This window comes from Achromobacter sp. 01N37, assembly GCF_056399725.1.
Window position 1 is genome coordinate 431,077 of record NZ_JBFTRX010000003.1, and the last position, 25,308, is coordinate 456,384.

The 25,308-nt window shown below is 64.0% G+C and carries 23 protein-coding genes; 13 read left to right on the top strand and 10 right to left on the bottom strand.

The window, feature by feature from the left end; all coding sequences use genetic code 11:
- The first annotated feature begins 9 nt into the window (after positions 1–9).
- From AC1DSJ_RS08090 to AC1DSJ_RS08150, 13 genes are all read left to right on the top strand, one after another.
- Positions 10–1,476, top strand: a complete 1,467-nt coding sequence (locus tag AC1DSJ_RS08090) for a flagellar hook-basal body complex protein (protein WP_054425953.1) — start codon at positions 10–12, stop codon at positions 1,474–1,476.
- Between the two features lie 38 nt (positions 1,477–1,514).
- A complete protein-coding gene (locus AC1DSJ_RS08095) occupies positions 1,515–2,276 on the top strand; it encodes a flagellar basal body rod protein FlgF (protein WP_054425951.1) in 762 nt (253 codons plus the stop codon).
- Positions 2,277–2,339: 63 nt separating this feature from the next.
- Complete coding sequence (gene flgG / locus AC1DSJ_RS08100; RefSeq protein ID WP_006224597.1) at positions 2,340–3,125, top strand: flagellar basal-body rod protein FlgG; 786 nt, start codon at positions 2,340–2,342, stop codon at positions 3,123–3,125.
- Complete coding sequence (locus tag AC1DSJ_RS08105; RefSeq protein ID WP_054425947.1) at positions 3,125–3,814, top strand: flagellar basal body L-ring protein FlgH; 690 nt, start codon at positions 3,125–3,127, stop codon at positions 3,812–3,814. The genes flgG and AC1DSJ_RS08105 overlap by 1 nt, the downstream gene beginning before the upstream one ends.
- A gap of 2 nt (positions 3,815–3,816) precedes the next feature.
- Entirely contained in the window at positions 3,817–4,953 is a 1,137-nt protein-coding gene (locus tag AC1DSJ_RS08110) for a flagellar basal body P-ring protein FlgI (RefSeq protein WP_054425945.1), read from the top strand.
- Positions 4,954–4,958: 5 nt separating this feature from the next.
- Positions 4,959–5,936: a flagellar assembly peptidoglycan hydrolase FlgJ gene (flgJ, locus tag AC1DSJ_RS08115; protein WP_054425943.1), complete on the top strand. Its 978-nt coding sequence runs from the start codon at positions 4,959–4,961 to the stop codon at positions 5,934–5,936.
- Positions 5,937–6,009: 73 nt separating this feature from the next.
- The gene (gene flgK, locus AC1DSJ_RS08120) at positions 6,010–7,683 is read left to right on the top strand and encodes a flagellar hook-associated protein FlgK (protein WP_175168427.1); all 1,674 of its coding nucleotides are present in this window, start codon (positions 6,010–6,012) and stop codon (positions 7,681–7,683) included.
- Between the two features lie 47 nt (positions 7,684–7,730).
- On the top strand, positions 7,731–8,975 hold the full coding sequence (flgL, locus tag AC1DSJ_RS08125) for a flagellar hook-associated protein FlgL (protein WP_441371256.1): 1,245 nt from the start codon (positions 7,731–7,733) through the stop codon (positions 8,973–8,975).
- 132 nt (positions 8,976–9,107) lie between these two features.
- On the top strand, positions 9,108–11,084 hold the full coding sequence (locus AC1DSJ_RS08130; RefSeq protein ID WP_441371257.1) for a methyl-accepting chemotaxis protein: 1,977 nt from the start codon (positions 9,108–9,110) through the stop codon (positions 11,082–11,084).
- Positions 11,085–11,192: 108 nt separating this feature from the next.
- Positions 11,193–13,055, top strand: a complete 1,863-nt coding sequence (locus tag AC1DSJ_RS08135; RefSeq protein ID WP_441371258.1) for a methyl-accepting chemotaxis protein — start codon at positions 11,193–11,195, stop codon at positions 13,053–13,055.
- A gap of 29 nt (positions 13,056–13,084) precedes the next feature.
- Positions 13,085–13,555, top strand: a complete 471-nt coding sequence (locus AC1DSJ_RS08140) for a hypothetical protein (protein ID WP_441371259.1) — start codon at positions 13,085–13,087, stop codon at positions 13,553–13,555.
- Between the two features lie 135 nt (positions 13,556–13,690).
- The gene (locus AC1DSJ_RS08145) at positions 13,691–15,421 is read left to right on the top strand and encodes a methyl-accepting chemotaxis protein (RefSeq protein WP_054425930.1); all 1,731 of its coding nucleotides are present in this window, start codon (positions 13,691–13,693) and stop codon (positions 15,419–15,421) included.
- Positions 15,422–15,712: 291 nt separating this feature from the next.
- On the top strand, positions 15,713–17,308 hold the full coding sequence (locus AC1DSJ_RS08150) for a methyl-accepting chemotaxis protein (RefSeq protein WP_054425928.1): 1,596 nt from the start codon (positions 15,713–15,715) through the stop codon (positions 17,306–17,308).
- 72 nt (positions 17,309–17,380) lie between these two features.
- On the opposite strand, the gene fliR is transcribed toward AC1DSJ_RS08150, so the two are convergent.
- From fliR to fliI, 10 genes are all read right to left on the bottom strand, one after another.
- Positions 17,381–18,169 (bottom strand): flagellar biosynthetic protein FliR, encoded by a 789-nt coding sequence (gene fliR, locus AC1DSJ_RS08155; protein WP_441371260.1) that lies wholly within the window; start codon positions 18,167–18,169, stop codon positions 17,381–17,383.
- Between the two features lie 43 nt (positions 18,170–18,212).
- Positions 18,213–18,482 (bottom strand): flagellar biosynthesis protein FliQ, encoded by a 270-nt coding sequence (gene fliQ, locus AC1DSJ_RS08160; protein WP_054425924.1) that lies wholly within the window; start codon positions 18,480–18,482, stop codon positions 18,213–18,215.
- Between the two features lie 16 nt (positions 18,483–18,498).
- Positions 18,499–19,290 carry a flagellar type III secretion system pore protein FliP gene (gene fliP, locus AC1DSJ_RS08165; protein WP_054425921.1) on the bottom strand — a complete coding sequence of 264 codons (792 nt, stop codon included), beginning with the start codon at positions 19,288–19,290 and terminating at the stop codon, positions 18,499–18,501.
- A 28-nt stretch (positions 19,291–19,318) separates the two neighbouring features.
- Entirely contained in the window at positions 19,319–19,642 is a 324-nt protein-coding gene (gene fliO, locus AC1DSJ_RS08170) for a flagellar biosynthetic protein FliO (RefSeq protein WP_054426346.1), read from the bottom strand.
- 11 nt (positions 19,643–19,653) lie between these two features.
- The gene (fliN, locus tag AC1DSJ_RS08175; protein WP_054425919.1) at positions 19,654–20,214 is read right to left on the bottom strand and encodes a flagellar motor switch protein FliN; all 561 of its coding nucleotides are present in this window, start codon (positions 20,212–20,214) and stop codon (positions 19,654–19,656) included.
- Positions 20,207–21,214 carry a flagellar motor switch protein FliM gene (gene fliM / locus AC1DSJ_RS08180; protein WP_054425918.1) on the bottom strand — a complete coding sequence of 336 codons (1,008 nt, stop codon included), beginning with the start codon at positions 21,212–21,214 and terminating at the stop codon, positions 20,207–20,209. The genes fliN and fliM overlap by 8 nt, the downstream gene beginning before the upstream one ends.
- 2 nt (positions 21,215–21,216) lie before the next feature.
- Entirely contained in the window at positions 21,217–21,843 is a 627-nt protein-coding gene (gene fliL, locus AC1DSJ_RS08185) for a flagellar basal body-associated protein FliL (RefSeq protein WP_054425915.1), read from the bottom strand.
- A gap of 170 nt (positions 21,844–22,013) precedes the next feature.
- Entirely contained in the window at positions 22,014–23,396 is a 1,383-nt protein-coding gene (locus AC1DSJ_RS08190; protein WP_441371261.1) for a flagellar hook-length control protein FliK, read from the bottom strand.
- A gap of 24 nt (positions 23,397–23,420) precedes the next feature.
- Positions 23,421–23,870, bottom strand: a complete 450-nt coding sequence (fliJ, locus tag AC1DSJ_RS08195) for a flagellar export protein FliJ (protein WP_054425911.1) — start codon at positions 23,868–23,870, stop codon at positions 23,421–23,423.
- The gene (gene fliI, locus AC1DSJ_RS08200; RefSeq protein WP_054426344.1) at positions 23,863–25,296 is read right to left on the bottom strand and encodes a flagellar protein export ATPase FliI; all 1,434 of its coding nucleotides are present in this window, start codon (positions 25,294–25,296) and stop codon (positions 23,863–23,865) included. The genes fliJ and fliI overlap by 8 nt, the downstream gene beginning before the upstream one ends.
- Between the last annotated feature and the right edge of the window lie 12 nt (positions 25,297–25,308).

The window sequence follows — 25,308 nt, forward strand, 5'->3', positions numbered from 1 at the left end:
AGAGAAAACATGGGCTTCGGACAAGGATTGAGCGGCTTGAACGCCGCTGCGCAGAACCTGGACGTCATCGGCAACAACATCGCCAACTCCGGCACGGTCGGCTTCAAGTCGGCGACGGCGTCGTTCGCCGACGTGTACGCCAGCTCCCGCGTGGGCCTGGGCGTCAAAGTGGCTGCCATCAACCAGCGCTTCACGGTCGGTACCGTGCAAGGCGGCGGCGGTGAATACGACATCGCGATTGACGGCGCCAAGGGCATGTTCCGCGTGACCGATCAAAGCGGCGCGGTGATGTATTCGCGTAACGGCGAATTCCTGGTCGACAAGAACAACTTCATCGTCAACGCCCAAGGCTACCGCCTGACGGGTTACCCCCCCGGCGCCATTGGCGCGAACCCGGTGGAACTGCAATTGCCGACCGCCAACGTGGCGCCGCTGGCAACCAGCACCGGCACGACGGTGGCCAACCTGGACGCCAACGCCAAGGTGGTGTACCTGACGGACACGGTCACGTCGCCGGCCGTCAACGGTTCGGTCTCGCTGGGCGGCACGCCCTATGAATTCACGCGCGACGCCACGGGCAACCTGGTGTGGGCGGCGGGCGCACCCCCGGCCGGCACGTACGGCACTGCCCCGAACACCGTCGTTATCGACGGCGCGGGCGCCATCACGGGCGACATCACCCAGATCCCGGGCTACGTCAACTACACCGCCGCCGTCACCGAAATCGGCCGTCCGTTTGACCCGACCGTCTCCAACAGCTACACGAACGCGTCGCCCATGACCGTGTTCGACTCCCTGGGCAACTCGCACCAGGTGATGCAGTACTTCGTCAAGCGTCCGGCGGACGCCGCCGGCAACAGCGTCTATGACGTGTACTACACGATGGACGGCCAGGCCATGGCGCCCACGACGCAGGCCGCTGGCGTTTGGGGCACCCCCCAGCAGTTCACGTTCAACAAGGCCGGCGCCATGACCAGCGCCCCGGTTGTGACGCTGAGCTTTGCAGCGCCGGGCGGCACCACGACGCCCGCCGACCCGATCAGCATCGCCATGAACTACACGGGCACCACGCAGTACGGCAGCGACTACAAACTGGTCGCCAAGCCCAACGGCTACACGTCCGGCGAATTCAGCGGCATCAACATCGGCGGCGACGGCAGCCTGGTGGCCAGCTACACCAACGGCCAGACGCAAGTGGTCGGCAACATCGTGCTGGCTGACTTCTCGAACCTGCAAGGCCTGCAGCCGGTGGGCAACAACGCCTGGACCGAAACGGCCGCTTCCGGCCAGCCGATCCTGGGCCAGCCCGGCACCAACGGCATGTCCAAGGTGGTGGGTCAGGCGACGGAAGCGTCCAACGTGGACATGAGCAAGGAGCTGGTCAACATGATCATCGCCCAGCGCACCTACCAGGCCAACTCGCAAACCATCAAGACCCAGGACGAAATCATGCAAGTCCTGATGAACCTGAAGTAAAGCCTGACAGGCCAGCGACGACACCGACGGAATAGGCAATGGACAGAATCATCTACACCGCCATGAATGGCGCAGCGCGTATCACTGAGCATCAGGCCGCGCTCTCCAACAACATGGCCAACGTGAACACGACGGGCTTTCGCGAGCAGATCGCGCTGTACCGCTCGGTTCCGGTGACGGACGGGGTGAGTCTGCCGACGCGTGTTTCGACGGTGGCGTCGACGCCTGGCAACAGCTTTGAAATGGGCAATATGCAAACGACGGGCCGCGACCTGGACGTGGCGTTGTCCAGCGAAAACGGCTGGATCGCCGTGCAGACCCCGCAAGGCGAGGCCTACACGCGCGGCGGCAGCCTGCAAGTGGGCATCAACGGCCTGCTGCAAACGTCGCTGGGCCAGCCCGTGCTGTCAGACCAGGGCGGCCCGATCGACGTACCTGACCAGGCCGCGCTGACGATTACGTCGGACGGCACGATCACCGCCATCGGCGCCGGCGACGGCCCGAACAATATTCTGAACCTGGGCCGCATCAAGCTGGCCAACCCGAACAACGCGCAGCTGGTGCATGGCGACGACGGCGTGTTCCGCCTGGCGCCCGTGAACGGCCAGCCCGCGCCGCCCGCGCCTGCTGACCCGAGCCTGCGCGTCTTGTCCGGCGTGCTGGAAGGCAGCAACACCAACCCGATGAAGGCGATGGTGGGCATGATCGAAAACGCTCGCCGTTTCGAGCAGCAGATGCAGGTGATCCAGCAGTCGGACCGCAACGCCGAACGTGCCAACGGGCTGTTGTCCGTTAGCTGATTCAGCCGCTGATTCAAACATTTTTCGCGCGCGGCCCAGCCGCGGCACCAGGAGTTTTTCATCATGATGCGTTCGTTGTGGATTGCCAAAACCGGCCTGGAAGGTCAACAGACCTCCATGGACGTGATCTCCAATAACTTGGCCAACGTCTCCACCAACGGGTTCAAGCGCGGCCGCGCCGTGTTTCAGGACCTGATGTACCAGACGCTGCGCCAGCCCGGCGCCCAAGTCGGCGATGCGACGCAACTGCCGTCCGGCCTGCAATTGGGTACGGGCGCGCGCGTGGCCGCCACCGAGCGCATCCACACCGAAGGCAACCTGAACAACACCGGTGGCGAAATGGATATCGCCATCAACGGCCGCGGCTTCCTGCAGGTCGAGCTGCCCGATGGCACCCAGGGCTACACCCGTGACGGCGCGCTGCAACGCGACCAAAACGGCCAGCTGACCACCGTCAGCGGCTACGTGATCCAGCCGCCGATGAACGTGCCGGACAACGCCTTGTCGATCTCCATCGGCAAGGACGGCATCGTGTCGGTGACGCAACCTGGCGCCGCAGGCGTGAACGTGCAGATCGGCCAATTGCAGATCGCCACCTTCATCAACCCGACCGGCCTGCAAAGCATCGGCGAAAACCTGTATCTGGAAACCGACGCGTCGGGTCCGGCCAACCTGCTGCAACCGGGCGTGGACGGTGCGGGTTCGATCATGCAGAACTACGTAGAAACCTCGAACGTGAACGTCGCTGAAGAACTGGTCAACATGATCACGACCCAGCGCGCTTATGAAATGAACAGCAAGGCCGTCAAGACGTCCGACGAGATGCTGGCCCGCCTGTCCCAACTGTGATGCCCATGTCTGTCCTGCGTCTGGTTTTGTCTGCGGCGCTGGCTTTGCTGGCGGCCGGTTGCGCCATGATCCCGCCCGAGCCCATCGTGACCGGGCCGACGACGGCCGCACCGCCGCCGCCGCCGATGCCCATGGCGCAGCCCACGGGTTCGATCTATCAGCCCACGACTTACGGCAACTATCCGTTGTTCGAAGACCGCCGGCCGCGCAATGTGGGCGACATCGTCACCATCGTGCTGAACGAGCGCACCAACGCGTCCAAGAACGTCGCCACGAATACGAATCGCACCGGTTCGACCAACCTGGGCATTGCTGCCGCGCCGTCGTTCATGAACAGCTGGGCGAACGCGAATCTGAATACCGAGGCAACGGGCGGCAACGTCTCGCAGGGCAAGGGCGACAGCACCGCCAACAACGCCTTCACCGGCACCATCACCACCACGGTGGTCGGCGTAATGTCCAACGGCAACCTGCAAGTGGCCGGCGAAAAGCAGATCGCCATCAACCGCGGCAGTGAGTACGTTCGCTTTGCCGGGGTGGTTGATCCGCGCTCCATTACTGGCACGAATACCGTGTCGTCCACGCAAGTGGCCGACGCCCGCATCGAATACCGCAGCAAGGGCGTCATGGACGAAGTCCAGACCATGGGCTGGCTGCAACGCTTCTTCCTGATCGCATCGCCGTTCTGACCATGACACAACCGACTCCGATATCCGCCTTGCTGTCCTTGTTCGCCCGTGTCTGCGTGGCGGTCGGGCTGGTGGCCGGCGCCGGCGCTGCACAGGCCGAGCGGCTCAAGGACCTGGCCACGATCCAGGGCGTGCGGGGCAACCAGCTGATCGGCTACGGTCTGGTCGTGGGGCTGGATGGCAGCGGCGACCAGGTTCGCCAGACGCCGTTCACGCAGCAAAGCCTGACCAACATGCTGTCGCAGTTGGGCATTACGGTGCCTGCCGGCAGCAACATGCAGTTGAAGAACGTGGCGGCCGTGATGGTCACCACCACCTTGCCGGCGTTTGCCCGGCCCGGCCAGACGCTGGACGTGGTGGTGTCGTCGATGGGTAACGCCAAAAGCCTGCGCGGCGGCACCTTGCTGATGACGCCGCTCAAGGGCGCCGACAGCCAGGTCTACGCCATCGCCCAGGGCAACATCCTGGTGGGCGGCGCAGGCGCATCCGCCGGCGGCTCCAGCGTGCAGATCAACCAATTGAACGGCGGCCGCATCAGCGCGGGCGCCATCGTCGAGCGCGGCGTGCCCACCACGTTCTCGCGCGACGGCTACATTCATGTCGAGCTGAACAACACCGACTTTGGCACGGCGCAGAACGTGGCGTCGGCGCTGAACAAGAAGTTCGGCCAAGGCACGGCCACGGCGCTGGACGGCCGCGTCGTGCAAGTGCGCACGCCGATGGAACAGGCGTCGCAGGCGCGCTTTTTGTCGCAGGTGGAAGACATGCAGGTGGCGCGCGCGCCCACGGTCGCGAAGGTCATCATCAATGCGCGTACCGGCTCGGTCGTCATGAACCGCAACGTCATGATCGAAGAAGCGGCCGTGGCGCACGGCAACCTGTCGGTCATCATCAACCGCCAGAACCAGGTGTCGCAACCGGACACGCCGTTCACGGAAGGCCAGACGGTGGTGGTGCCCAATACCCAGATCGAAGTGCGCCAGGACAACGGATCGCTGCAACGCGTGAGCACCAGCGCCAACCTGGCTGACGTGGTCAAGGGCCTGAACGCCTTGGGCGCTACGCCGCAAGACCTGCTGGCTATCTTGCAGGCCATGAAAACCGCCGGCGCCTTGCGCGCCGAACTGGAAATCATCTGACGGCCATGGCAATTACTCAAGATGCGGCCCGGGGCGCAGCCCGCCAGGATTCGGTGTTTGACATGGGCCGCTTGTCGGACCTGAAGCGCGACGTCAAGAAAGACCCGGAAGGCACCGACCAGCAAAAGCAGGTGGCCAAGCAGTTCGAAGCCCTGTTCCTGCAAATGATGGTCAAGCGCATGCGCGAGGCGACGCCCAAGGAAGGGTTGTTCGACTCGCAGCAGACGCAGATGCTGCAATCCATGGCGGATGAGCAATTGGCGCTGCACCTGGCCACGCCGGGGATCGGGCTGTCGCAGTCCATCCTGGCGCAGATGCAGCAAGGCAAGCCCGCCGACGTGTCGGACGATGCGGTGAAGGCCATCGGGCAGGGCGCCGATCTGGATTTCCGCACCGGCGGCTCCCGCGAAGTGTCGGCGCTGCTGAACGTGATGCGCAACAACCGCGCCAGCGACCGCGCCTTGGCTGCGGCCGAAGGCGCGCCTGAACACGTGGTGGATTTCGTGTCGAAGATGTCGCGCGCGGCCAATCTGGCGTCGCAGCAAAGCGGCGTGCCGGCGCGTCTGATCATGGGTCAGGCGGCGCTCGAATCCGGCTGGGGCCAGCGCGAAATCAAGCATTCCGACGGCAGCACCAGCTACAACCTGTTCGGTATCAAGGCGGGCGGCAGCTGGAAGGGCAAGGTCGTCAACGTGATGACCACCGAATACGAAGACGGTGTGGCGAAAAAGGTGACGCAACCTTTCCGCGCTTACGCCTCTTATGAGGAATCGTTTGCGGACTACGCCCGTTTGATCGGCAACAGCCCGCGCTACGAAGCTGTGACGCAGGCCCGCAACGAAATCGACGCGGCACGAAAGATCCAGGACGCGGGCTACGCGACCGACCCCCGCTATGCGCAAAAACTGATCGGCATCATGGGCCAGTTGCGCGGGGCGGCGACCAGCGTAGAAAAATCTCGCCAGATCTTGGAAGGACTCTAAATTTCGAGGATCTCCTGCCGTAAACGGAGTATCCAGGAATAACAGCTGTGGCTACATACAGGGCAATGTCAGCATGAATTTGTATAAAACGGCGCTAGGTGGGTTGAATGCTGCCCAGGCAGGCTTGGCAACGACCAGCCACAACATCAACAATGCCACCACGGTCGGCTATAACCGCCAACGCGTGATGACGTCCACCGCGGGCGCCCAGGCAACCAGCAACGGCTACATCGGCCGCGGTGTTCAGGTTGACACGGTCACGCGCAGCTACGACAGCTTCTTGTACAAGCAGCTGGTCGGCGCGCAAGGCAGCGGTGCTCAGCTTCAAGCCCAGTTTGACCAGGTCTCGCAGGTGAATAACCTGTTTGCAGACCGCACAGTTGGCATTGCCCCGGGGCTGACGAATTTCTTCTCGAGCATGAACGCGGTGGCAAGCGCACCGGCGGACCCGGCCGCTCGCCAGGATTTGCTGGGCAAAGCGAACAGCCTGGCAACCCAGATCCGTTCGACCTATGCCGAAATGCAAAAGCAGCGTGAAGGGCTGAACACCCAGATCACGACGACGGTGGAGCAGGTCAACAGCTACCTGACCCGCATCGACGATCTGAACACGCAGATCTCGCTCGCCTCCGGCAAGGCCGGCGGCAGCCCCCCGAACGACTTGCTCGACCAGCGCGATCAAGCCGTCATGGAACTGAACCAGCTCGTGGGCATCACGACCTACGAGCAAGGTGACAAGATCAATATTTCGCTGGCCAAGGGCGGCCAGTCGCTGTTGTCGGGCAACACGATCTATCCGCTGCAAGCCGTGCCGTCGTCCTCGGACGCGAGCCGTACCGTGCTGGCCTACACCTTGCCTGCCGGTTCGGGCAAGACCGTCGCCGTGGAGCTGAACGACACGGAAGTCACTGGCGGCAAGCTGGGCGGCCTGCTGCAATTCCGCGCGGAATCGCTGGACGTCATGCAGAGCCAGCTGGGCCAGATGGCCGTTGGCTTGGCGATGTCTTTCAACGAGCAGCACAAGCAGGGTCTGGACCAGAACGGCAATCCGGGCACCGATTTCTTCGGTATTTCTTCTCCCGAAGCCGTGCCGAACACGCAGAACAAGAGCAACGCGCAGATTACTGGCGAATTCACGAACCTGGCCAACATCAACGCCAAGGAATACGAGATTTCGTTCGACGGCACGAATTATCAGGTCGTGCGCATGCCGGGCGGTACGCAGGTCTACAACGGCCCCGCCACGGGCACGCCGCCGAACGCCACCCTGAACATGGAAAGCGAGATGGGCGTGACGTTGACGATCAACGCCCCGCCCCAGGCAGGCGACAAGTGGGCGCTGGCACCCACGCGCAACGCGGCACGTGACATTGAAGTGCTGATCACCGATCCCGAAAAGATCGCCGCAGCCGACGCTGCGGGGGGTGACGCCAACGGCAAGAACGCCCTGAAGCTCGCGCAACTGCAAACTGCCAAGGTCCTGGGCCACGGCACGATGAGCACCACCGACATGTTCGCGCAGGTCGTGAACACGGTAGGCGTTCAGACGGCGCAGGCCAAATCGGCGGCTACCGCACAGGCCAACCTGATCAAGCAGACCACGTCCGCGCAACAGTCCGTGTCGGGCGTCAACCTGAACGAAGAGTACGTGAGCCTGTCGCTGTACCAAGAACAGTATCAGGCCAGCGCCCGCATTATCGATGTGGCCAGCACCATTTTCGACACGCTGTTGGGTCTGCGTAGCTGATTTGAGCGTTGAACTGTGATTACTAAAAAGAATTTCGGAGTTGCACCATGCGCCTGAGCACCACGATGATGTACACGAACGGCCTGAGCGGCGTTCTCGCTCAGGAATCCGACATGAACCGCCTGGTAGAACAGATCGGCAGCGGCCGTAAGTTCTTGACGCCGGCGGATGATCCCTTGTCGGCGGCCTTATCCATTGGCGTGGCCCAGACGCAAAGCATCAATTCGACGTACGCCTCGAACCGTGCGACCGCCAATACGAATCTTGGCCAGGAAAGCAATACGCTGGACGCGGTCAAGAATGTGCTGCAGGACGCGCGCACCCGGGTGGTGCAGGCGGGCGGCGTGCTCTCCGATAGCGATCGCCAAAGCTTGTCCACCGCGCTGAAAAGCACGCGTGAAGCGTTGCTGGGTTTGGCCAATACGACTGATGGCAGCGGTCAGTACCTGTTTTCGGGTAACGACGGCAGCGTGGCGCCTTACTCCAAGGACGCCAGCGGCAATATTCAATACAGCGGTTCGGTCGGCGAGCGCACCATTCAAGTAGATCAGAGCCGTCAATTGTCCACCAGCGATCTGGGTGTCGACGTCTTCGGCCGCGCCAATCCGGGCTCGCAAGCCTATGTGGCATCCACGCCCGCCACCAACACCGGCACCGCGCAGTTCGGCTCCGTGTCTGTGACGCCGGGCGCTGCCAATCAGGGCAAGAATTTCAGCGTGACGTTCGAGGCCGACGCCTCCGGCGCCATGGGTTTTCGCGTGACCACGACTGACGCCAATGGCGGCAACCCCGTGACCGTGCCGGACCCGTCCCAGCCCGCGACGCCTTACGCCGATGGCACCGCCATCGACTTTGGCGGCGTTTCGGTGGTGATCACCGGTGCGCCCAAAGCCAATGACACGATCAACGTCGAGAGCGTGCAGTCCGCAGATATGGACGTGTTCTCCACGCTGGACGACCTCATCTCTGCCTTGGACGCTCCCAGCAATGGGGACCCTGTCGCAACGGCCCGCGTGACCAACGCCCTGGCGACCGCGAACAAGAAGTTGTCGAACAGCTATGACAACGTCCTGACCGTGAACGCATCGGTTGGCGCCCGGATGAATGAGCTGGAAGCGCTGGACGCGACCGGCACGAAAAAGGGCCTGACGTACGCCAAGTCGCTGTCCGATCTGGAAGACCTGGATTACTACTCGGGCGCCAGCCAGCTCGCCTTGCGCCAAGTGGCGCTGGCTGCGGCATCGGCGGCTTTCATGACCATTCAGGGATCAAGTTTGTTCAGCCGCAAGTAATGCGGCAGTAGCCCTGTAGGCGCCCTTGGGGCGTAGCGATTTGCGGACGCTGCTGGCCTTGGGCCGGGGCGTCCGTGGTTGCGTGCAGGGTAGGAAATAGTCGTTTCTCGTGGCCTAACGCTCGGATATTTCATGCTTGTCAATTTGAAAGTTCGCACTTGTATCGTTCTGGTGCTGTTGCTCTTCACGAGCGCCATGTTCATTTCGAACGGGGTGGCGTGGATGGGGTTGAATTCCAGCAATGAAAAGCTGGAACGGGTCAACGACGCCTACTCGAACCAAGGCACCCAGCTGAACCGCGCGTATGCCGCGTTTCTGCGCGGCCGGCTGTTGCTGGCGACGTCGTTGATGGATATGCAGCAGGGCAAGACCGAGCAAGCAAACGCCCAGGCCAAGCGCGCTGAGACGCTGATGCAAGAAGGCAGGCAGTCGCTGGACGCCTTCCGCAAAGCGCCACGCATGGCGGGTTCCGAAGCCGCCGTGGCCAAGCTGGAAGCGGGCTACAAAGAGTTCGACGACGTGTACAAGCGCCAGGCCGCCGCGTTGTCCAGCATGGCGATCCAGGAATACCTGGATCTGAACGATTCCGGCAGCAAGGCCAATACCGAGTTCCGCGAAGGCGTCAACGGCGTACTGCAATTCCTGGACACGCGCACGGACGAACTGGTCGTGCAAGCCGAAACGGATCACCGGATCTCGCGCACCGTCACTCTTGCCATGCTGGCGATTGCGCTGGTGCTGGCGCTGGGTTGCTGGTTGTTCATCAACCGCACCGTACTGCGTCCGCTGCATCAAGCGGGCGATCACTTCGACAAGATTTCGGGCGGTGACTTTACCGGCCGCATCGAGGTGCGCAGCACCAACGAAATCGGTCAGCTGTTTGGCGCGATCAAGCGCATGCAGGAAAGCCTGACGCGTACCGTGGCAACGGTGCGCCGTGGTGTGGACGAAATTAATGTAGGCGCGCGCGAAATCTCCGCGGGCAACACCGACCTGTCCAGCCGTACCGAACAGCAAGCGGCCTCCCTTGAGGAAACCGCAGCGTCGATGGAACAACTGGCGTCCACCGTGAAGCAGAACGCCGACAACGCGCGCCAGGCCAATCAGTTGGCAGCGAGTGCGTCGGACGTAGCCGAGCGCGGCGGTTCGGCGGTGTCGGAAGTGGTCAGCACGATGCAAGGCATTTCGGCCAGCTCGCGCAAGATCTCGGAAATCGTTTCCGTCATCGACGGTATCGCTTTCCAGACCAACATCCTGGCGCTGAATGCTGCTGTGGAAGCGGCGCGTGCCGGTGAGCAGGGCAAGGGCTTTGCGGTGGTGGCGGGCGAAGTGCGTTCGCTGGCGCAACGCAGCGCGCAAGCCGCCAAGGAAATCAAGGGTTTGATCGAAGACTCGGTGACCAAGGTCGGTGCCGGTTCGCAGCAAGTGGAACGCGCGGGCGCGACGATGCAAGAGATCGTGGCGTCGGTCAAGCGCGTCACCGACATCATGGGCGAAATCTCGGCCGCGTCCGAAGAGCAGTCCAGCGGTATCGATCAAGTGAACCGTGCCGTGTCGCAGATGGACGAAGTGACGCAGCAGAACGCGGCGCTGGTGGAAGAAGCGGCCGCCGCCGCCGGCTCGTTGCAAGAGCAGGCGCAACGTCTGGCCGAAGCCGTGTCCGTGTTCAAGATCAACGCCGGCGAAGTGATTGAAGTGCCCGCCCACCAGTTGGCGCAGCAACGCAGTGCACCGCGCGTGCCGGCAGCGCAGGCCGCCGCCCCGAGAGCGCCCGTGGCGCAGCTGAGCAAGCCTGGCCACCGATCGGCGAATGCCGCCTCGCATGCCCCCGTGAACAAACCCGAGGCGCCCGCACAAGAATCGCAGCTGGAGCAGGAATCGCAGTCGGCGCCTGATGCGGGCGACGCGCCTGCGGCGCCGAAGCCGGCGCCCGCCGCCGCGCCGCGCAAGACGCAGGTGGCGCGTCCCAAACCCGCAGCAACGGCGGCTACCGTGGTGCGACCGTTGCGCCGTCCCGCGACCCGGGCGGATGCCGCGGGTGCGCCGCCGGCACCTTCCGCCTCCAGCCGCCGTGCGCCGCCAGCGGACGACGATTGGGAGTCTTTCTGACGCGATTCCCCCGTCAGTGCATTGAATAGGCAGTAGCTCACAGATAGACCCCCTTTTACGGACCAGCGGCGATAGCGCCGCCGGGACGACTACCGGAACAATCGGAACATGTTCAGCAATCTGAAGGTGCGCACGGGCTTGATGCTCGCTCAGTTGGCCGTTGCCCTTGCCGCACTGGTTGCCATTGGTTTGGGCTGGAACAGCATGCGTTCCAGCGCCGACACCATCAACGCTCTGGATTCCCTGAGCGTCCAACAGAGCAATCTGATCAAGGACGCTTATACGCAGATGCTGCGCGCGACGATCCGCGCCGACATCGCGGCCGCGCAGCGCGCGGCCGGTGATACGAACGGCGCGGCCGACAACTCGCGCACCGTCCAGCAGCTGATCGCGGATGCGAACAAGAAGATGGAAGCCTTCAAGGCCGTGCCGAAAGTGACGGCGCTGGGCAAGACGGCCGAGGGCGAGCTGCTGTCCTCGTTCAACGGCTTCTCGGGTGCGTTGCAGGCCATGATGGCCGCGCTCGACAAGGGCGACGCCGCCACCTACCTGACCTTGAAAAACACCCAGGCTGGCGCCGCCAGCGCCGCGTTCTTCAAGCAATTGAGTGCATTCGCCAGCAACATCAACACGTTTAGCGAAGAGCAGGTGCAGGCGTCCCGTACGCAGGCGTCCACGATGACGTTTGTGTACCTGGCGCTGGCCGCGCTGATTCTGGCTGTGTCGCTGGGCGCGTTCCTGTTCATGAACCGCGTCATTCTTCGCCCCTTGCGCTCGGTGAGCGACAGTTTCGACAAGATTGCAGGCGGCGACCTGACGGTGCGTGTGGAGGCAACGTCCTCCAACGAAATCGGCCAACTGATGGCAGCCGTGAAGCGCATGCAGGAAAGCCTGACGCGCACCGTGGCCGCCGTGCGCCGTGGTGTGGACGAAATCAATGTGGGCGCGCGCGAAATCTCCGCGGGCAACACCGACCTGTCCAGCCGTACCGAACAGCAAGCGGCGTCCCTTGAGGAAACCGCGGCGTCGATGGAGCAACTGGCGTCCACCGTGAAGCAGAACGCCGACAACGCACGCCAGGCCAATCAGTTGGCAGCGAGTGCGTCGGACGTAGCCGAGCGCGGCGGTTCGGCGGTGTCGGAAGTGGTCAGCACGATGCAGGGCATTTCGGCCAGCTCGCGCAAGATTTCCGAAATCGTTTCCGTCATCGACGGTATCGCTTTCCAGACCAACATCCTGGCGCTGAACGCCGCCGTGGAAGCGGCGCGTGCCGGCGAGCAAGGCAAGGGCTTTGCGGTGGTGGCGGGCGAAGTGCGTTCGCTGGCGCAACGCAGCGCGCAAGCCGCCAAGGAAATCAAGGGTTTGATCGAAGACTCGGTGACCAAGGTGGGCGCCGGTTCGCAGCAAGTGGAACGTGCGGGCGCAACGATGCAAGAGATCGTGGCCTCGGTGAAACGTGTGACGGACATCATGGGCGAAATTTCGGCGGCGTCCGAAGAGCAGTCCGGCGGTATCGATCAAGTGAACCGCGCCGTGTCGCAGATGGACGAAGTGACGCAGCAGAACGCGGCGCTGGTGGAAGAAGCGGCTGCTGCTGCGGGCTCCTTGCAGGAACAGGCAGAGCGCCTGGTCCAGGCCGTAGCCGTGTTCAAGATCAATGCAGGTGAAGTGATTGAAGTGCCGGCTCGCCAGTTGGCGCAGCAGCCGCAACGCCGCGCGCCGCGCGTGGCTGCCCCGGCCGCTGAAGCCCCCGCCGCGCCAGCAGCGCAAGCCGCGCCGTCCAAGCCGGCAGTGCGTCTGACGCATACGGCGCGCGCCAAGCCGGCCGCTGCTGCAGAAGGCGCCACGGCGGCGCGTCCGCTGCGCCGCCCCGCGCCGCGCGCGGCAGCCGCTGCGGCTGACACCAAGCCAGCAGCTCCGGCCGCAAGCCGTCGTCAGGCGCCGTCGGACGACGATTGGGAATCTTTTTGATGCCGGCCATGCCGGCGAATAGGTAGGGTATGCGAGGCTATATACATCTTCTGGCGGCTGCCGTCATCGCGTTGTTGCTTGGCGGCTGCGCGGCAACGGGTCACAACTTCGACCCGGGCAAGTTGTCGACCTTGACGCCGGGGCAGACGACGCTGGAAGAGGCCTCGCGCGCGCTGACCGCGCCGCCCACCAAGCTTTACAGACAGACCGACGGGACGCTCCTCGCCCTGTGGGACTTCAAGATCACGTTTGTCGCCGACGGCCTGTACAGCCGTAAGGAAGCGCTGCTGCAATTCGGCCCGGATGGCCGTCTGATGCGGCTCGTCGACAGCACCAATATTCTGCTGGAACCTTGGGAACGCCAAAAACTGCTGGGGCCTTCGCCCGCGCCTGATTTGAATCAGGCCTGGACGCCGATGCCGTCGGCGGAACCCGAGGTGCAAACGATCTACATTCCTGGCCCGGGTGAACCGGCCGGGTTGGCGCCTGTGGGCAAATAGTCGTGTAAGTCCGGCAGAGCATTGCGGCGCAAGTCGCAATGAACGTCGCCCTGAATGTACACCCCATGTAACAGGGCGTGTCCAGAGGGTGGTTTTTCATTTGGTCAGAGCTGTTCCTGAGGGATGGGGAAAAATATGGAAGCAAGTCTCGAATCCGGCGCAAAGGCCGGCAAAGGCGGGAAGAAGAAGGCCGCGCGAGCGCCCAAGGTGAAACGCAAACTGCGCTTGCGCGACGCCCGCGTCGGCACGATGCTGCTGTGGGTTATGGCGTTCTTCGCGATCTTGATCGCGGCCGTCGGTGGCCTGGCGTCATTTTTCTTGCAACACAATTATGAGTCCATCCGCGAAGTCAACGCGCTGACCGAGCGCGCCAAGCAAGTCGAGATGATCAACAGCGACATGCTGCGCGCCCGCGTGAGCCTGATGGTGGCCGCACGCCACCTGCAGGAATCCGGCTGGGGCAGCGGCGAGAATTCGGCTCGCGACGCGGCCGCCGCGTTGAAGGGCGCGACGGATCTGCTGACCGGCGTGCGCAGCCGTTTTGCTGACTTCCAAAAGAACATGCTGCAAGACGACACCGGCCGTCAGCTGTCCATGAACCTGGTGCGCCGCTATCGTTCGTATATCGACGATGGCGTGGACACCATGGTGGAAGCCCTGCGCAGCGAAGACTATTCGACGTTCTACATGGTGAACAACGAATACGGCACCCCGCGTAGCGCCGCCTTCATCGAGGCGATCAGCGATTTCAGCAAGTACATCGGTGACCAGCAGCAAGCGACGATCGATCAGGCCGAAGCCAACTTCAACCGCGCCATGGTGGCGGTGGGCGTGGCCGTGGGCCTGGCGCTGTTGCTGATGGTGTTCTGCCGCATCCTGTTCGGCCGCCTGGTGGTGCGTCCGTTGGTGGAAGCGGGCCAGCACTTCGACAAGATTGCCGCAGGCGACCTGACGAGCCGCGTGGAAGTGAAGTCGCACAACGAAGTCGGCCAATTGATGGCGGCCGTGAAGCGCATGCAGGAAAGCCTGACGCGTACCGTCGCAACGGTGCGCCGTGGCGTGGACGAGATCACCGTGGGTTCGCGTGAAATTGCGGCCGGCAACACGGACCTGTCCAGCCGCACGGAAGAGCAAGCCGCTTCCTTGGAAGAAACCGCGGCGTCGATGGAAGAGCTGGCGTCCACCGTAAAGCAAAACGCCGACAACGCACGCCAGGCCAATCAGTTGGCGGCCAGCGCGTCGGACGTGGCCGAGCGCGGCGGTTCGGCCGTGTCGGAAGTGGTCAGCACGATGCAGGGCATTTCGGCCAGCTCGCGCAAGATCTCGGAAATCGTTTCCGTCATTGACGGTATCGCTTTCCAGACCAACATCCTGGCGTTGAACGCCGCCGTGGAAGCGGCGCGTGCCGGTGAGCAGGGCAAGGGCTTTGCGGTGGTGGCGGGCGAAGTGCGCTCGCTGGCGCAACGCAGCGCGCAAGCTGCCAAGGAAATCAAGGGTTTGATCGAAGACTCGGTGACCAAGGTGGGCGCAGGTTCGCAGCAGGTGGAACGCGCGGGCGCAACGATGCAAGAGATCGTGGCCTCGGTGAAGCGTGTGACGGACATCATGGGCGAAATCTCGGCGGCGTCCGAAGAGCAGTCCAGCGGTATTGATCAAGTGAACCGTGCCGTGTCGCAGATGGACGAAGTGACGCAGCAGAACGCGGCGCTGGTGGAAGAAGCGGCGGCTGCCGCCGGTTCCTTGCAGGATCAGGCGCACCGCCTGGCCGAAGCCGTGGCGGTGTTCAAGATCAATGCTGGCGAAGTGATCGAAGTGCCGGCGCATCAATTGAGCGGCTACGCCGCGCCGACGTTGACGCAGGGCTAAGTCGCCTTCGCGCGGTTTGGCAGGACGATCGCGGCCGCGCTGATAGCGCGGCCGTGTTCCTTATATCTGACGGTCATAAGAACGCTTGCGTTTTTACTACGCACGTTAAGTTCTTACGAATAAGACCGTTAATAACAATAACGCCTGTAAAGGGTGGTGAACAGTGTTTGAAATTCGGCGCAGCCGCGTCGACATGACAAACCAGGCGGGAACAGGTCGATGCGGGGCGTCTAGTCCGGTTTGCTCGCTGCTATTCATTCGCTGCTCTATTGATGTCACTGGAGACTAGCTGTGCGCGTGAACCTACCCGTCAATGACGTGGAAACCAAGCTGCGTGAAGATCAATACCTGATCTCGCGTACCGATACCAAGGGCCGCATCGTCTACGCGAACCCGGCGTTCGTCGAAGTCAGCGGATTCACCCGCGAAGAACTGATCGGCAAGCCGCACAACATCGTGCGCCACCCCGACATGCCGCCCGAAGCCTACGAAGATCTGTGGGAAACGCTGCAAGCCGGAGAGTCGTGGCTGGGGCTGGTCAAGAACCGCCGCAAGGACGGCGGCTACTACTGGGTGCTGGCCAACGCCACGCCTATCGTCGAGAACGGCGAAGTGGTGGCTTATTCGTCTGTGCGCGTGCGTCCGTCGGATGAGCAGGTCGAAATGGCCGAGGAGCTCTACGCGCGCATTCGCGAGGGCTCGGCGCGCGGCGTGCGTATCTTGCGCGGGCGGCCGGTGCGCGCCGGCTGGCGTCGCAGCCTGGATGTGCTGGCGTTTCCCTTCAGGAACAGCGTGCGCAGCCGCATGTTCCGCCATTCGTTTTTGTCCTCCGCCATCATGGCGGCCGCGGGCGCCTATGGGCTGCACGCCAATTGGGACAGCTTGAGCACGATGACGGCAAGCCTGGGCTGCGGCGCGATTGCGCTGGCCGCCCTCGCCATTTTTGGCATGGGCTGGAGCCTGTCGCGCTCGTTGCTGGACCCGATGGTGGACGCGGCCAACATGGCGCGCCAAGTCGCCGCCGGTAACCTCACCACGCAGATCATCGCGGATTCCGATGACGAGATCGGCAGCCTGAAGTTTTCGCTGGAAGTGATGCGCAAAAGCCTGATCGGCATTGCGCAGGACGTCTATCGCGGCATCGAAGGCACGACGCACGCCGCCGTGCACATTGCGCGCGGCAACCAGGAACTGGCCGGCCGTACCGAAGGCCAGGCGGCATCGCTGCAACAGACGGCCGCCAGCATGGAGCAACTGACGTCCACGGTGCGCCAGAACGCCGACAATGCGCGGCAGGCCAACCAACTGGCCGCCAGCAGCATGGACGTGGCACGCCGCGGCGGCGTGGCGGTGGGGCAGGTGGTGAACACCATGCACGGCATCTCCAGCAGCTCGCGCAAGATCGCCGACATCGTCAGCATCATTGAAGGCATTGCGTTCCAGACCAACATCCTGGCCTTGAACGCGGCGGTGGAAGCGGCGCGCGCCGGCGAATCCGGCAAGGGCTTCGCCGTGGTGGCGGGCGAAGTGCGCAGCCTTGCGCAGAAGAGCGCGCAAGCTGCCAAGGAGATCAAGGGGCTGATCGAGGATTCCGTCGACCGCGTGACGGAAGGCTCGGCGCAGGCCGAACAGGCCGGCGCCACAATGGAAGAAATCGTGGCCGCCGTGCATCGCGTCACCGACATCATCGGCGAGATCTCACAGGCGTCGCAGGAACAGTCCAGCGGTATCGAGCAAGTGGATACGGCCGTGTCGCAAATGGATGTAATGACGGTGCAGAACACGGCGCTGGTGCAGGAACTGGGTGGCGCAGTGATGCAGCTGGGCACCCAATCTGGCGCGCTGCGCGAGACGATCCGCGTGTTCCGCTTGACGGGTCAGCCGTAACGTCCCGGGTGTGATAGGCAAAACAAAACGGCCGCTGAAAAGCGGCCGTTTTTTTATGAGCGGGATACGGCGCTATCGCCCCGCCAGCGCATCCACTACGCGGCTCATCGCGCCCAGGCCGGACTCAAACAGCGTCTCCAGAAACGGCCCCGCGTGTGGCAACACAACGGTAAGTACCGTCACGCCAACAATGAGGGTGACCGGAAAACCTACCGAGAACACGGACAGCTGCTGCGCCGCGCGGTTCAGGATGCCCATGGCCAGGTTGATGGTGAGCAGCGCGCAGATCAGCGGCAGGGCAAGCAGCAGGCCCGATACGAACACCGTCTTGCCCCATTCCACCACCACGCCCCAGCCGTTCTGATGCAGCTGGATCATGGCGACGGGCAAGGTGTCGAACGAGCGCACCAGCGCGGCCAGCACCAGCAAGTGGCCGTCCAGCGCCAGGAAGGTCAGCATCGCGATCATGTTGAACAAGCGCGATAGCACGGCGGTGTTGGCGCCGGAGCTGGGGTCGAAGAATGACGCGAACGACAAGCCCATTTGCAGGCCGACGAATTCGCCCGCGGTCTGCACTGCGGCGAACACGATGCGCATCGTGAAACCCATGGCGATACCGATCAGCACCTGCTGCATCACCATCCACAAGCCCGCGAACGAGCCCGGAGAGATGGGTGGCATGGGGTCCAGTGCGGGGCTGACGGCCACCGCCAGCACGAAGGACAGGCCCACTTTGACCTTGATCGGAATGATGGATTCAGAGAACAGCGGGGCAGTGCCGACCAACGCAAGAATACGCACGAACGGCCAGAGAAACTGGCCGATCCAGCCGTTGAGCTGTTCGAGCGTGAAGGCGATCATGGCGGCGGGGACCGGGCGGCGGGCAGGCGGAAAACCCGGCCGCTCAGGACACCAGCATCGGGATCTGGCCGATCAGTAGCCGGATGTAGTCGACCATGACGCCGATCAGCCACGGGCCCAGCAGCACCAGCACGCCGCACATGGCCAGCAGCTTCGGAATGAACGACAGCGTCATTTCGTTGATCTGCGTGGCGGCCTGGAAGATGCTGATGATCAAGCCCACCACCAGCACCACCAGCAGCAGCGGACCCGCCATCGCCAGGACGATCTTCATCGCCTGGTAGGCCATGGTCATGACGGTTTCGGCGGTCATGGCGTGTCTCCGGGCGTTATTGGTAGAAGCTCTGGGCAAGCGAGCCCATCAGCAGGTTCCAGCCGTCGGCCAGCACGAACAGCATCAGCTTGAACGGCAGCGCCACGGTCACGGGCGGCACCATCATCATGCCCAGCGCCATCAGCACGCTGGCCACAACCAGGTCGATGATCAGGAAGGGGATGAAGATGGTGAAGCCGATCTGGAACGCCGTCTTCAGTTCGCTGGTGATGAATGCCGGCACCAGGATGCGCATCGGCACTTGCGACGGATCTTCCAGCGCGGGCAGCTTGGCCAGGTTGGCGAACAACGACAGATCGTTCTCGCGCGTCTGGTGCAGCATGAAGGTGCGCAAGGGGCCGGCGGCCCGTTCAACGGCCGTCTCGAATTGGATGGACCCTTCGGACAGCGGCTTGTAGGCGTCGGCGTAGATCTTGTCGAACACCGGCGACATCGTATAGAAGGTCAGGAACAGCGCCAGCCCGATCAGCACGTGGTTGGGCGGCGACATCGCCGTGCCCATCGCGCTGCGCAGCAGACCCAGCACGATGATGATGCGCGTGAAGCCCGTCATCATCAGCAGGGCGGCGGGCAGAAACGACAGCGACGTCATCAGCAGCAGCGTCTGCATGCTGAGCGAGTACGTTTCGGAGCCGTTTGCGCCCGGCGTGGTGGTCAGCGCGGGCAGGGTGGCCTGGGCGACGACACCGGCCGGAAAGAAGGCCAGGCCCAGCACGGCGGCGGCGGCCAGCATGGGCAGCGCGCGCGAGCGGAGAGAGGGGGATGTCGTGCTGTTGAGCAAACTCATGGGTATCGCTTGGATCGCGCGGATGGCGCTAGCGGCGCTTGAGCGCCTGGCCCAGCTTGGCCGCGAACGCTGCGGCGGGCAAGGGCGAACCCTCCGGCAATTGACCGGCGGGCAGGGTATGCAGGGTGTTGAGCTGGTTCGGGCCAACGCCCACCACCAGCCAGGTGTTTTCAATTTCGACGACAACGATGCTCTGACGCGGGCCGACCGGCATGCTGGCGACCTGCTTCAACACATTGCCGCCGCCACGCTGAGTCAGGCCGGCGCGCCGCGCCAGCCAGGCCGAAACCAGGATGGCGGCCACCACCAGCACCAGGCCGATGATGACGCGCAGCAGGGCGGACTCAGTCATGGCGCCAGACGTCAACGACGGTTGTTCAAGCGGTTGATCCGCTCGGACGGGGTGATGATGTCGGTCAGGCGGATGCCGTACTTGTCTTCAACGACGACGACTTCGCCTTGGGCGATCAGGTAGCCGTTGACGAAGATGTCCATCGGCTCGCCGGCCAGGCCGTCCAGTTCCACCACCGAGCCCTGGCCCAGCTGGAGCAGGTTCTTGATGGTGAGGCGGGTGCGGCCCAATTCAACCGTCAGCTGGACGGGCACGTCCATGATCAGGTCGATGTCGGTACCGGCGCCTGCGGTGGTGCCAGCCAGCGGCTTGAACACCGATTGCGACGCCGATTGCGCGGCGGGCTTGGCGGGTGCGGGCGCAGCCGGAGCGGCCGGCGCGGCGGCTGCCGGGGCGGGCGTTTCAGCGGGCGGCGTGGAGGCGGTCTGTTCAGCCATCGCGGCTGCCCAGTCGTCCTGCGGCTTCAGGCCATCGGCCTGGGTGGGCGGATTGGCGCGGGATTGTTCGGCGAGCGCGTCGGCCCAGTCGTCGGCCGGGGACGAGCCGGTGCCAGGCTCGTTCTTGTCAGTCATGGTCGGGGGCCTCGTGTGAATCGGTATCGTAGGTAAACATGTTCTGCACGCGCAGGGCGTACTGGCCGTTGAAGACGCCGTAACCGCATTCCATCAGCGGTACGCCATCCACGTTGGCAATGATTGTGTCGGGGACGTCCACGGGAAGGACGTCGCCCACCTTCAGGCTCATGAGCTCGCGGATCGACGACGGGATGCGCGCAAATTCCGCGACCACGTCGATATCGGCGCTGCGCACCTGGCGCGACAGCTGCTGCGACCAGCGCTGGTCCACTTCTTCCATCGTGGTTTCTTGCAACGGCCGCGTCAGCAGATCGCGCACCGGCTCGATCATGGAGTAGGGCAGGCAGATGTTCAGGTCGCCGCCGGTCGCGCCGAATTCGATGTGGAACGAGGTGACGACCACCACTTCATTGTTGCCGGTGATGCTGGCGAACTTGGTGTGCATCTCCGAGCGCACATACTCGAATTCGATCGGATAGACGGGGTCCCAGGACTTGCCGTAGCTTTCCAGGGTCAGGTTGAGCAGGCGCCGGATGATGCGCTGTTCGGTCGTGGTGAAGTCCCGGCCTTCGACGCGCGTGTGGTAGCGGCCATCGCCGCCGAACAGGCTGTCGATGACCAGGAACACCAGGTTCGGGTCATACGTGAAGAGCGCCGTGCCGCGCAGGGGCTTCATCTGAATCATGTTCAGATTGCTCGGCACCGGCAGGTTGCGTTCGAAGTCCGCGTATTTCTGGATCTTGATCGAGCCGACCGTGATGTCTGCGCTGCGGCGCATGAAGTTCAACAGCACGTTGCGCATGTGGCGCGCAAAACGCTCGTTGATCAGCTCCAGCGTCTGCATGCGGCGGCGCACGACGCGCTCGGGCGAGCTCAGGTCATAGGCGCGCGCGCCATCCGTGGAGCTTGCCGCTTCTGACTTGCTATCGCTCTCGCCGGTGACGCCAGCCAGCAGCGCATCGACTTCGTCCTGCGAAAGAAATGCCTCGTAGGCCATCTTTATTGCACCACGAACGCCGTGAACAGTACGTCGGTGACATACTGGCCGTCCGGCAGGGGCGAGAACGGGCGGTTGACTGCCTGCTTGATCGCGTTGGCCATGTCGGTCTTGCCTTGCTGGGTCTGCACGCCGGTGGGCGATTGCGACGACAGCACCATCAGGATGCGGCTACGCACTTCAGGCATGTACTTTTCCAGACGCGTGCGCGTTTGCTCATCGCTGACGCGCAGCGTCAGGCCGACGTGCATGATGCGTTCGGTGTCAGCGTTTTGCAGCGTGACGGTGAAGGCTTCGATCGGCACGAAAATCGGTGCGGGCACGGCGATAGGGCCGGCAGGCGGGGCGACGAAGGTCGTCGGCGTGGCTTGCGGACCTGCGCCGGCCTGGCCGGCTTGACCTGCTTGGCCGGGCTGGCCAGGCTGGCCGCCAGGAACCTGGCCCACGCCCAATTGCACTGCGGCGCCGGCGGGCGGCTGCTGCATGCGCTGGGTGATGAACCACGTGCCGCCCGCGCTAGCGGCGGCGACGATGAGCAGGACCAGAAGGGCCAGCAGCATGCGAACAATGCCGATGCCACCGGATTTCTTAGCGCCTGTCGGCGCGGTTATGGTTTTGGAAGTCGCCATCTCGGTTTCGATGCGTATTGGGCCGCTGGTGAAAACGGATTCTTAGTGGATGAAAGCATTCTGCCCGAAAAGACGCCTCGGCTTGGAGGCGAAAAACAGGGCGAAAGCCGCGTATCTCAAGCTATTGCTGCACCGCCCGCGTCCATTGCTGGGCGCGGGCCGCTCGTTTATTACGCGAAGGTGTCTACCAGGGCGTTGGCATTGCGCGACGCGGTCACGACAGGCGCTGCGTTGTCGGCTGCGCCATCGGCAACCACCGATGCGCCGCCGGACTGGCGCTGCGAGCCGCCGTTGCCGTTCTGTTGTGCAAATTCCTGCTGCGCGGTTTGTTCGCCGACGCTGGTCTGACCCAACGAGATGCCGGCTTGCGCCAACGCCTGTTGCAGCTGCGGAATTGCGGTTTCGATAGCCTGACGCACCGACGCGTGCGCCGACACGAACGAGGCGCTGGCCACGCCGTCGGCCAGGTTCAGGCTGACGCGCAGCGGACCCAGATCCGGCGGGTCAAGGCGCAGCTCGGCGGTCTGCATGCCTTGGCGTGCGTTGGTGCTCATCATCACCACTTGCTGGCCAAGTTCCGTGCCCCAATGCGTACCGCCAACCGGGGTGGCGATCTGCATCACGACGGGCACCGCAGGCGCGGCGATGGCGGCCTGGTTCGCAACCGGGGCGGCCTGACGCTGGGTGGCGGCGGCAAGCGCTTGCGCCAATTGGTCTTGCGCGGACGCGCCATGTTGCGGGGCCTGGAATTGCTGGGCCGTGCTGTTCAGTGCGGCGGTCAGTTCTTCTTCGGTATGCGCGGGCAACGTGGTGGTGTGCTTGGCGTCAGCATCGGCCGTGGTTGCGCGCGGGACTCGCGGCAGTGCGATCTCGGGCGCGAGGCGCGGCGTGTCGGCCTTGGCGGCCGGCTTGGCGGCGGCAGGCGCGACCTCGGCGACGGCAGTAGCGGCCACGGCGGCCACGGCGCTGCCCGGCTTGACGGCTTCGGTCAGCACGGGCTGAGCGGCTTGCGCGTTACGCGCGGCAATCGCGGCGGCGGCTTCGGCCTGCAAGGCCGTCGCGGCGACCGGGGTCTGTGCGGTGGCGGGGCTATCGGCGGCCGTGAGCGCTGCGGTCAGCACGGCGGCGCCGCTGCTCATGGCGGTGGCGGCAGCCTGCGCGTTGCCACGGGCAAGCTGCACCTGTTCGGCGGCTTGCGCGGCGATGTCCAGCGCTTGTTGCGGCAGCACGGGCGCAGCCGGTTGTTGCGCGGCAACGGCCAGCGCGCCGGCTTCGGCAGCGGTCGCCGTCGTGACAGCCTCGTTGATTGCACCGGCGGCAGCGCCTTCAGCCTTGCTGGCGGCGTCGCTGGCGGTGTTCGTGTTTTTGCCGGGCGTCTTGGCGCCATTGTTCGCCGGGCGCGAATCGGCCGACGGCTTCGGACGCTGCTGAGCCAGCACGTCGGAGAAGCTGGGGCCTTTCTTGTTCGCGGGCGTCTTGTTGGCGCCCAACGCATCAGCGATGGACGTCGGCGCGACCGGAGCGATCGTCGGCAAGGGCAGGGGAGCGGTCATCTTGGGCTTCCTGTTAGGTATTGCTTAATGCATGCCGGCTTGGCGCTGGACCAGGCGGGCGGAGTATTCGTCGTTGGCGCGTTGTTCGCGGCGGGATTCCACCACGGCCTGGGCGCGCATTTCGCGCTGCGCCAAGGCGTCGTAGGAACTGAGCTTGCGCTTTTCCTGCTGCCAGTATTGGCGGCCCTTGGCCAGGTTTTCATCCGCCTGGCGCAGCACGCCTTGCTGTTGGCCGATGGCGTCGTCCAGGGTGCCAATGAAGCGCTGATAGTTATGGCAGTCGCTGGCCGACATTCCCGTCGTCATCGCCTGCTGCAAGCGCTCCAGATAGTCCTGGCGGTAATCGTTCAGCATGCCGAGCTGACGTTCGGCATTGGTGCGTTCGGCGCTGAGCCGGCCCAAGAGACGCGCGGCTTCATCCGTGCTCTCTTTAGCCAGGTTGATCAACATGTCCAAGGGCAATTGGCTAGGCATAGGTGTCCCTTAACTCAAAACTGGCGCGCAACTGGTTGACGGCGTCTTCATAGCCGATGTTCTCGCCAACGTCTTGCTGCAAGAAGGCTTCAAGACGGGGATAACGGGCAATGGCTTCGTCCAGCTGTGGATCGTTGCCGGCGGCGTAGGCGCCCACGGCGATCAAGTCGCGGTTGCGCTGGTAGCGCGACAGGTTTTGTTTGAAGCGGCGCACGATGGCGAATTGCTGCGTCGTGATCAGCGAGGTCATGGCGCGTGAGATCGACGCTTCGATGTCGATGGCGGGGTAGTGACCGGCTTCGGCCAGATGGCGCGACAGCACCACGTGGCCGTCCAGAATCGCGCGCGCCGAATCGGCGATCGGATCTTGCTGGTCATCGCCTTCGGCCAGCACGGTATAGAACGCGGTAATGGAACCGGCCTTGCCCGAGGGGCCAGGCGCGCCCATCCCGGCGCGTTCAACCAGCATCGGCAGCTTGGCGAACACCGACGGCGGATAGCCTTTGGTGGCCGGCGGCTCGCCGATTGCCAGCGCGATTTCCCGTTGCGCCATGGCGTAGCGGGTCAGCGAATCCATGATCAGCAACACGTCCAGACCCTGGTCGCGGAAATGTTCGGCCAGGCGTGTGGCGTAGGCCGCGCCTTGCAGGCGCAACAGCGCCGAGACGTCGGCAGGTGCGGCCACCACAACCGAGCGCGCCAGGCCTTCGGGGCCCAGGTTGTGCTCGATGAATTCTTTCACTTCGCGGCCGCGTTCACCGATCAGGCCCACGACGATGACGTCGGCCTTGGTGTAGCGGGCCATCATGCCCAGCAGCACGGATTTACCCACGCCGGAGCCGGCAAACAGACCCATACGCTGGCCGCGGCCAACGGTCAGCAAGCCGTTGATGGCGCGCACGCCCGTGTCCAGCACGGTGTCAATCGGGGCGCGCGACAGTGGGTTGATCGGCTGGGCGGACAGCGGCGCCAGTTCGGCGCCGGTCAGTGGGCCCAAGCCGTCCAGCGGGCGGCCAGCGCCATCCAGCACGCGGCCCAACAGCGCATTGCCCACGGGCAAGTGGCGGCCCAGCTGCGGTTTGGCGTTGCCGTTCAATTCGGCCTTGCGCGGCAGCGGAATCGCGCGTTGCACGGGCGGTTCGCCAGGCACGACGCGCGCGCCGGGCGGCAGGCCGGAAATATCGGCCTGCGGCATCAAATACAGGGTGTGACCGTCAAAGCCCACGACTTCTGCGTCGGCCCAGTGGTCATGGCCGCGCGCGATTTCGATGCGGGCGGCGGCGCCCACCGGCAGGCGCAGGCCGGTGGCGTGCAGCACCAGGCCGGTGGCGCGCGTGATCTTGCCGCTGACGAGCCACGGGTCGGTGGAGGCGGCGCGGATCGAGCCGATCTCCAGCTGGGTTTTCCAGCGATCCAGCACGGGCACGGTGGTGGCGGC

What these genes read in the sequence shown, in the direction of transcription:
- AC1DSJ_RS08090 (WP_054425953.1), top strand. Translation starts at nt 10, where the DNA reads ATGGGCTTCGGACAAGGATTGAGCGGCTTGAACGCCGCTGCGCAGAAC.
- AC1DSJ_RS08095 (WP_054425951.1), top strand. Translation starts at nt 1,515, where the DNA reads ATGGACAGAATCATCTACACCGCCATGAATGGCGCAGCGCGTATCACT.
- flgG (WP_006224597.1), top strand. Translation starts at nt 2,340, where the DNA reads ATGATGCGTTCGTTGTGGATTGCCAAAACCGGCCTGGAAGGTCAACAG.
- AC1DSJ_RS08105 (WP_054425947.1), top strand. Translation starts at nt 3,125, where the DNA reads ATGCCCATGTCTGTCCTGCGTCTGGTTTTGTCTGCGGCGCTGGCTTTG.
- AC1DSJ_RS08110 (WP_054425945.1), top strand. Translation starts at nt 3,817, where the DNA reads ATGACACAACCGACTCCGATATCCGCCTTGCTGTCCTTGTTCGCCCGT.
- flgJ (WP_054425943.1), top strand. Translation starts at nt 4,959, where the DNA reads ATGGCAATTACTCAAGATGCGGCCCGGGGCGCAGCCCGCCAGGATTCG.
- flgK (WP_175168427.1), top strand. Translation starts at nt 6,010, where the DNA reads ATGAATTTGTATAAAACGGCGCTAGGTGGGTTGAATGCTGCCCAGGCA.
- flgL (WP_441371256.1), top strand. Translation starts at nt 7,731, where the DNA reads ATGCGCCTGAGCACCACGATGATGTACACGAACGGCCTGAGCGGCGTT.
- AC1DSJ_RS08130 (WP_441371257.1), top strand. Translation starts at nt 9,108, where the DNA reads ATGCTTGTCAATTTGAAAGTTCGCACTTGTATCGTTCTGGTGCTGTTG.
- AC1DSJ_RS08135 (WP_441371258.1), top strand. Translation starts at nt 11,193, where the DNA reads ATGTTCAGCAATCTGAAGGTGCGCACGGGCTTGATGCTCGCTCAGTTG.
- AC1DSJ_RS08140 (WP_441371259.1), top strand. Translation starts at nt 13,085, where the DNA reads ATGCGAGGCTATATACATCTTCTGGCGGCTGCCGTCATCGCGTTGTTG.
- AC1DSJ_RS08145 (WP_054425930.1), top strand. Translation starts at nt 13,691, where the DNA reads ATGGAAGCAAGTCTCGAATCCGGCGCAAAGGCCGGCAAAGGCGGGAAG.
- fliR (WP_441371260.1), bottom strand. Translation starts at nt 18,169, where the DNA reads ATGATCGCCTTCACGCTCGAACAGCTCAACGGCTGGATCGGCCAGTTT.
- fliQ (WP_054425924.1), bottom strand. Translation starts at nt 18,482, where the DNA reads ATGACCGCCGAAACCGTCATGACCATGGCCTACCAGGCGATGAAGATC.
- fliP (WP_054425921.1), bottom strand. Translation starts at nt 19,290, where the DNA reads ATGAGTTTGCTCAACAGCACGACATCCCCCTCTCTCCGCTCGCGCGCG.
- fliO (WP_054426346.1), bottom strand. Translation starts at nt 19,642, where the DNA reads ATGACTGAGTCCGCCCTGCTGCGCGTCATCATCGGCCTGGTGCTGGTG.
- fliN (WP_054425919.1), bottom strand. Translation starts at nt 20,214, where the DNA reads ATGACTGACAAGAACGAGCCTGGCACCGGCTCGTCCCCGGCCGACGAC.
- fliM (WP_054425918.1), bottom strand. Translation starts at nt 21,214, where the DNA reads ATGGCCTACGAGGCATTTCTTTCGCAGGACGAAGTCGATGCGCTGCTG.
- fliL (WP_054425915.1), bottom strand. Translation starts at nt 21,843, where the DNA reads ATGGCGACTTCCAAAACCATAACCGCGCCGACAGGCGCTAAGAAATCC.
- AC1DSJ_RS08190 (WP_441371261.1), bottom strand. Translation starts at nt 23,396, where the DNA reads ATGACCGCTCCCCTGCCCTTGCCGACGATCGCTCCGGTCGCGCCGACG.
- fliJ (WP_054425911.1), bottom strand. Translation starts at nt 23,870, where the DNA reads ATGCCTAGCCAATTGCCCTTGGACATGTTGATCAACCTGGCTAAAGAG.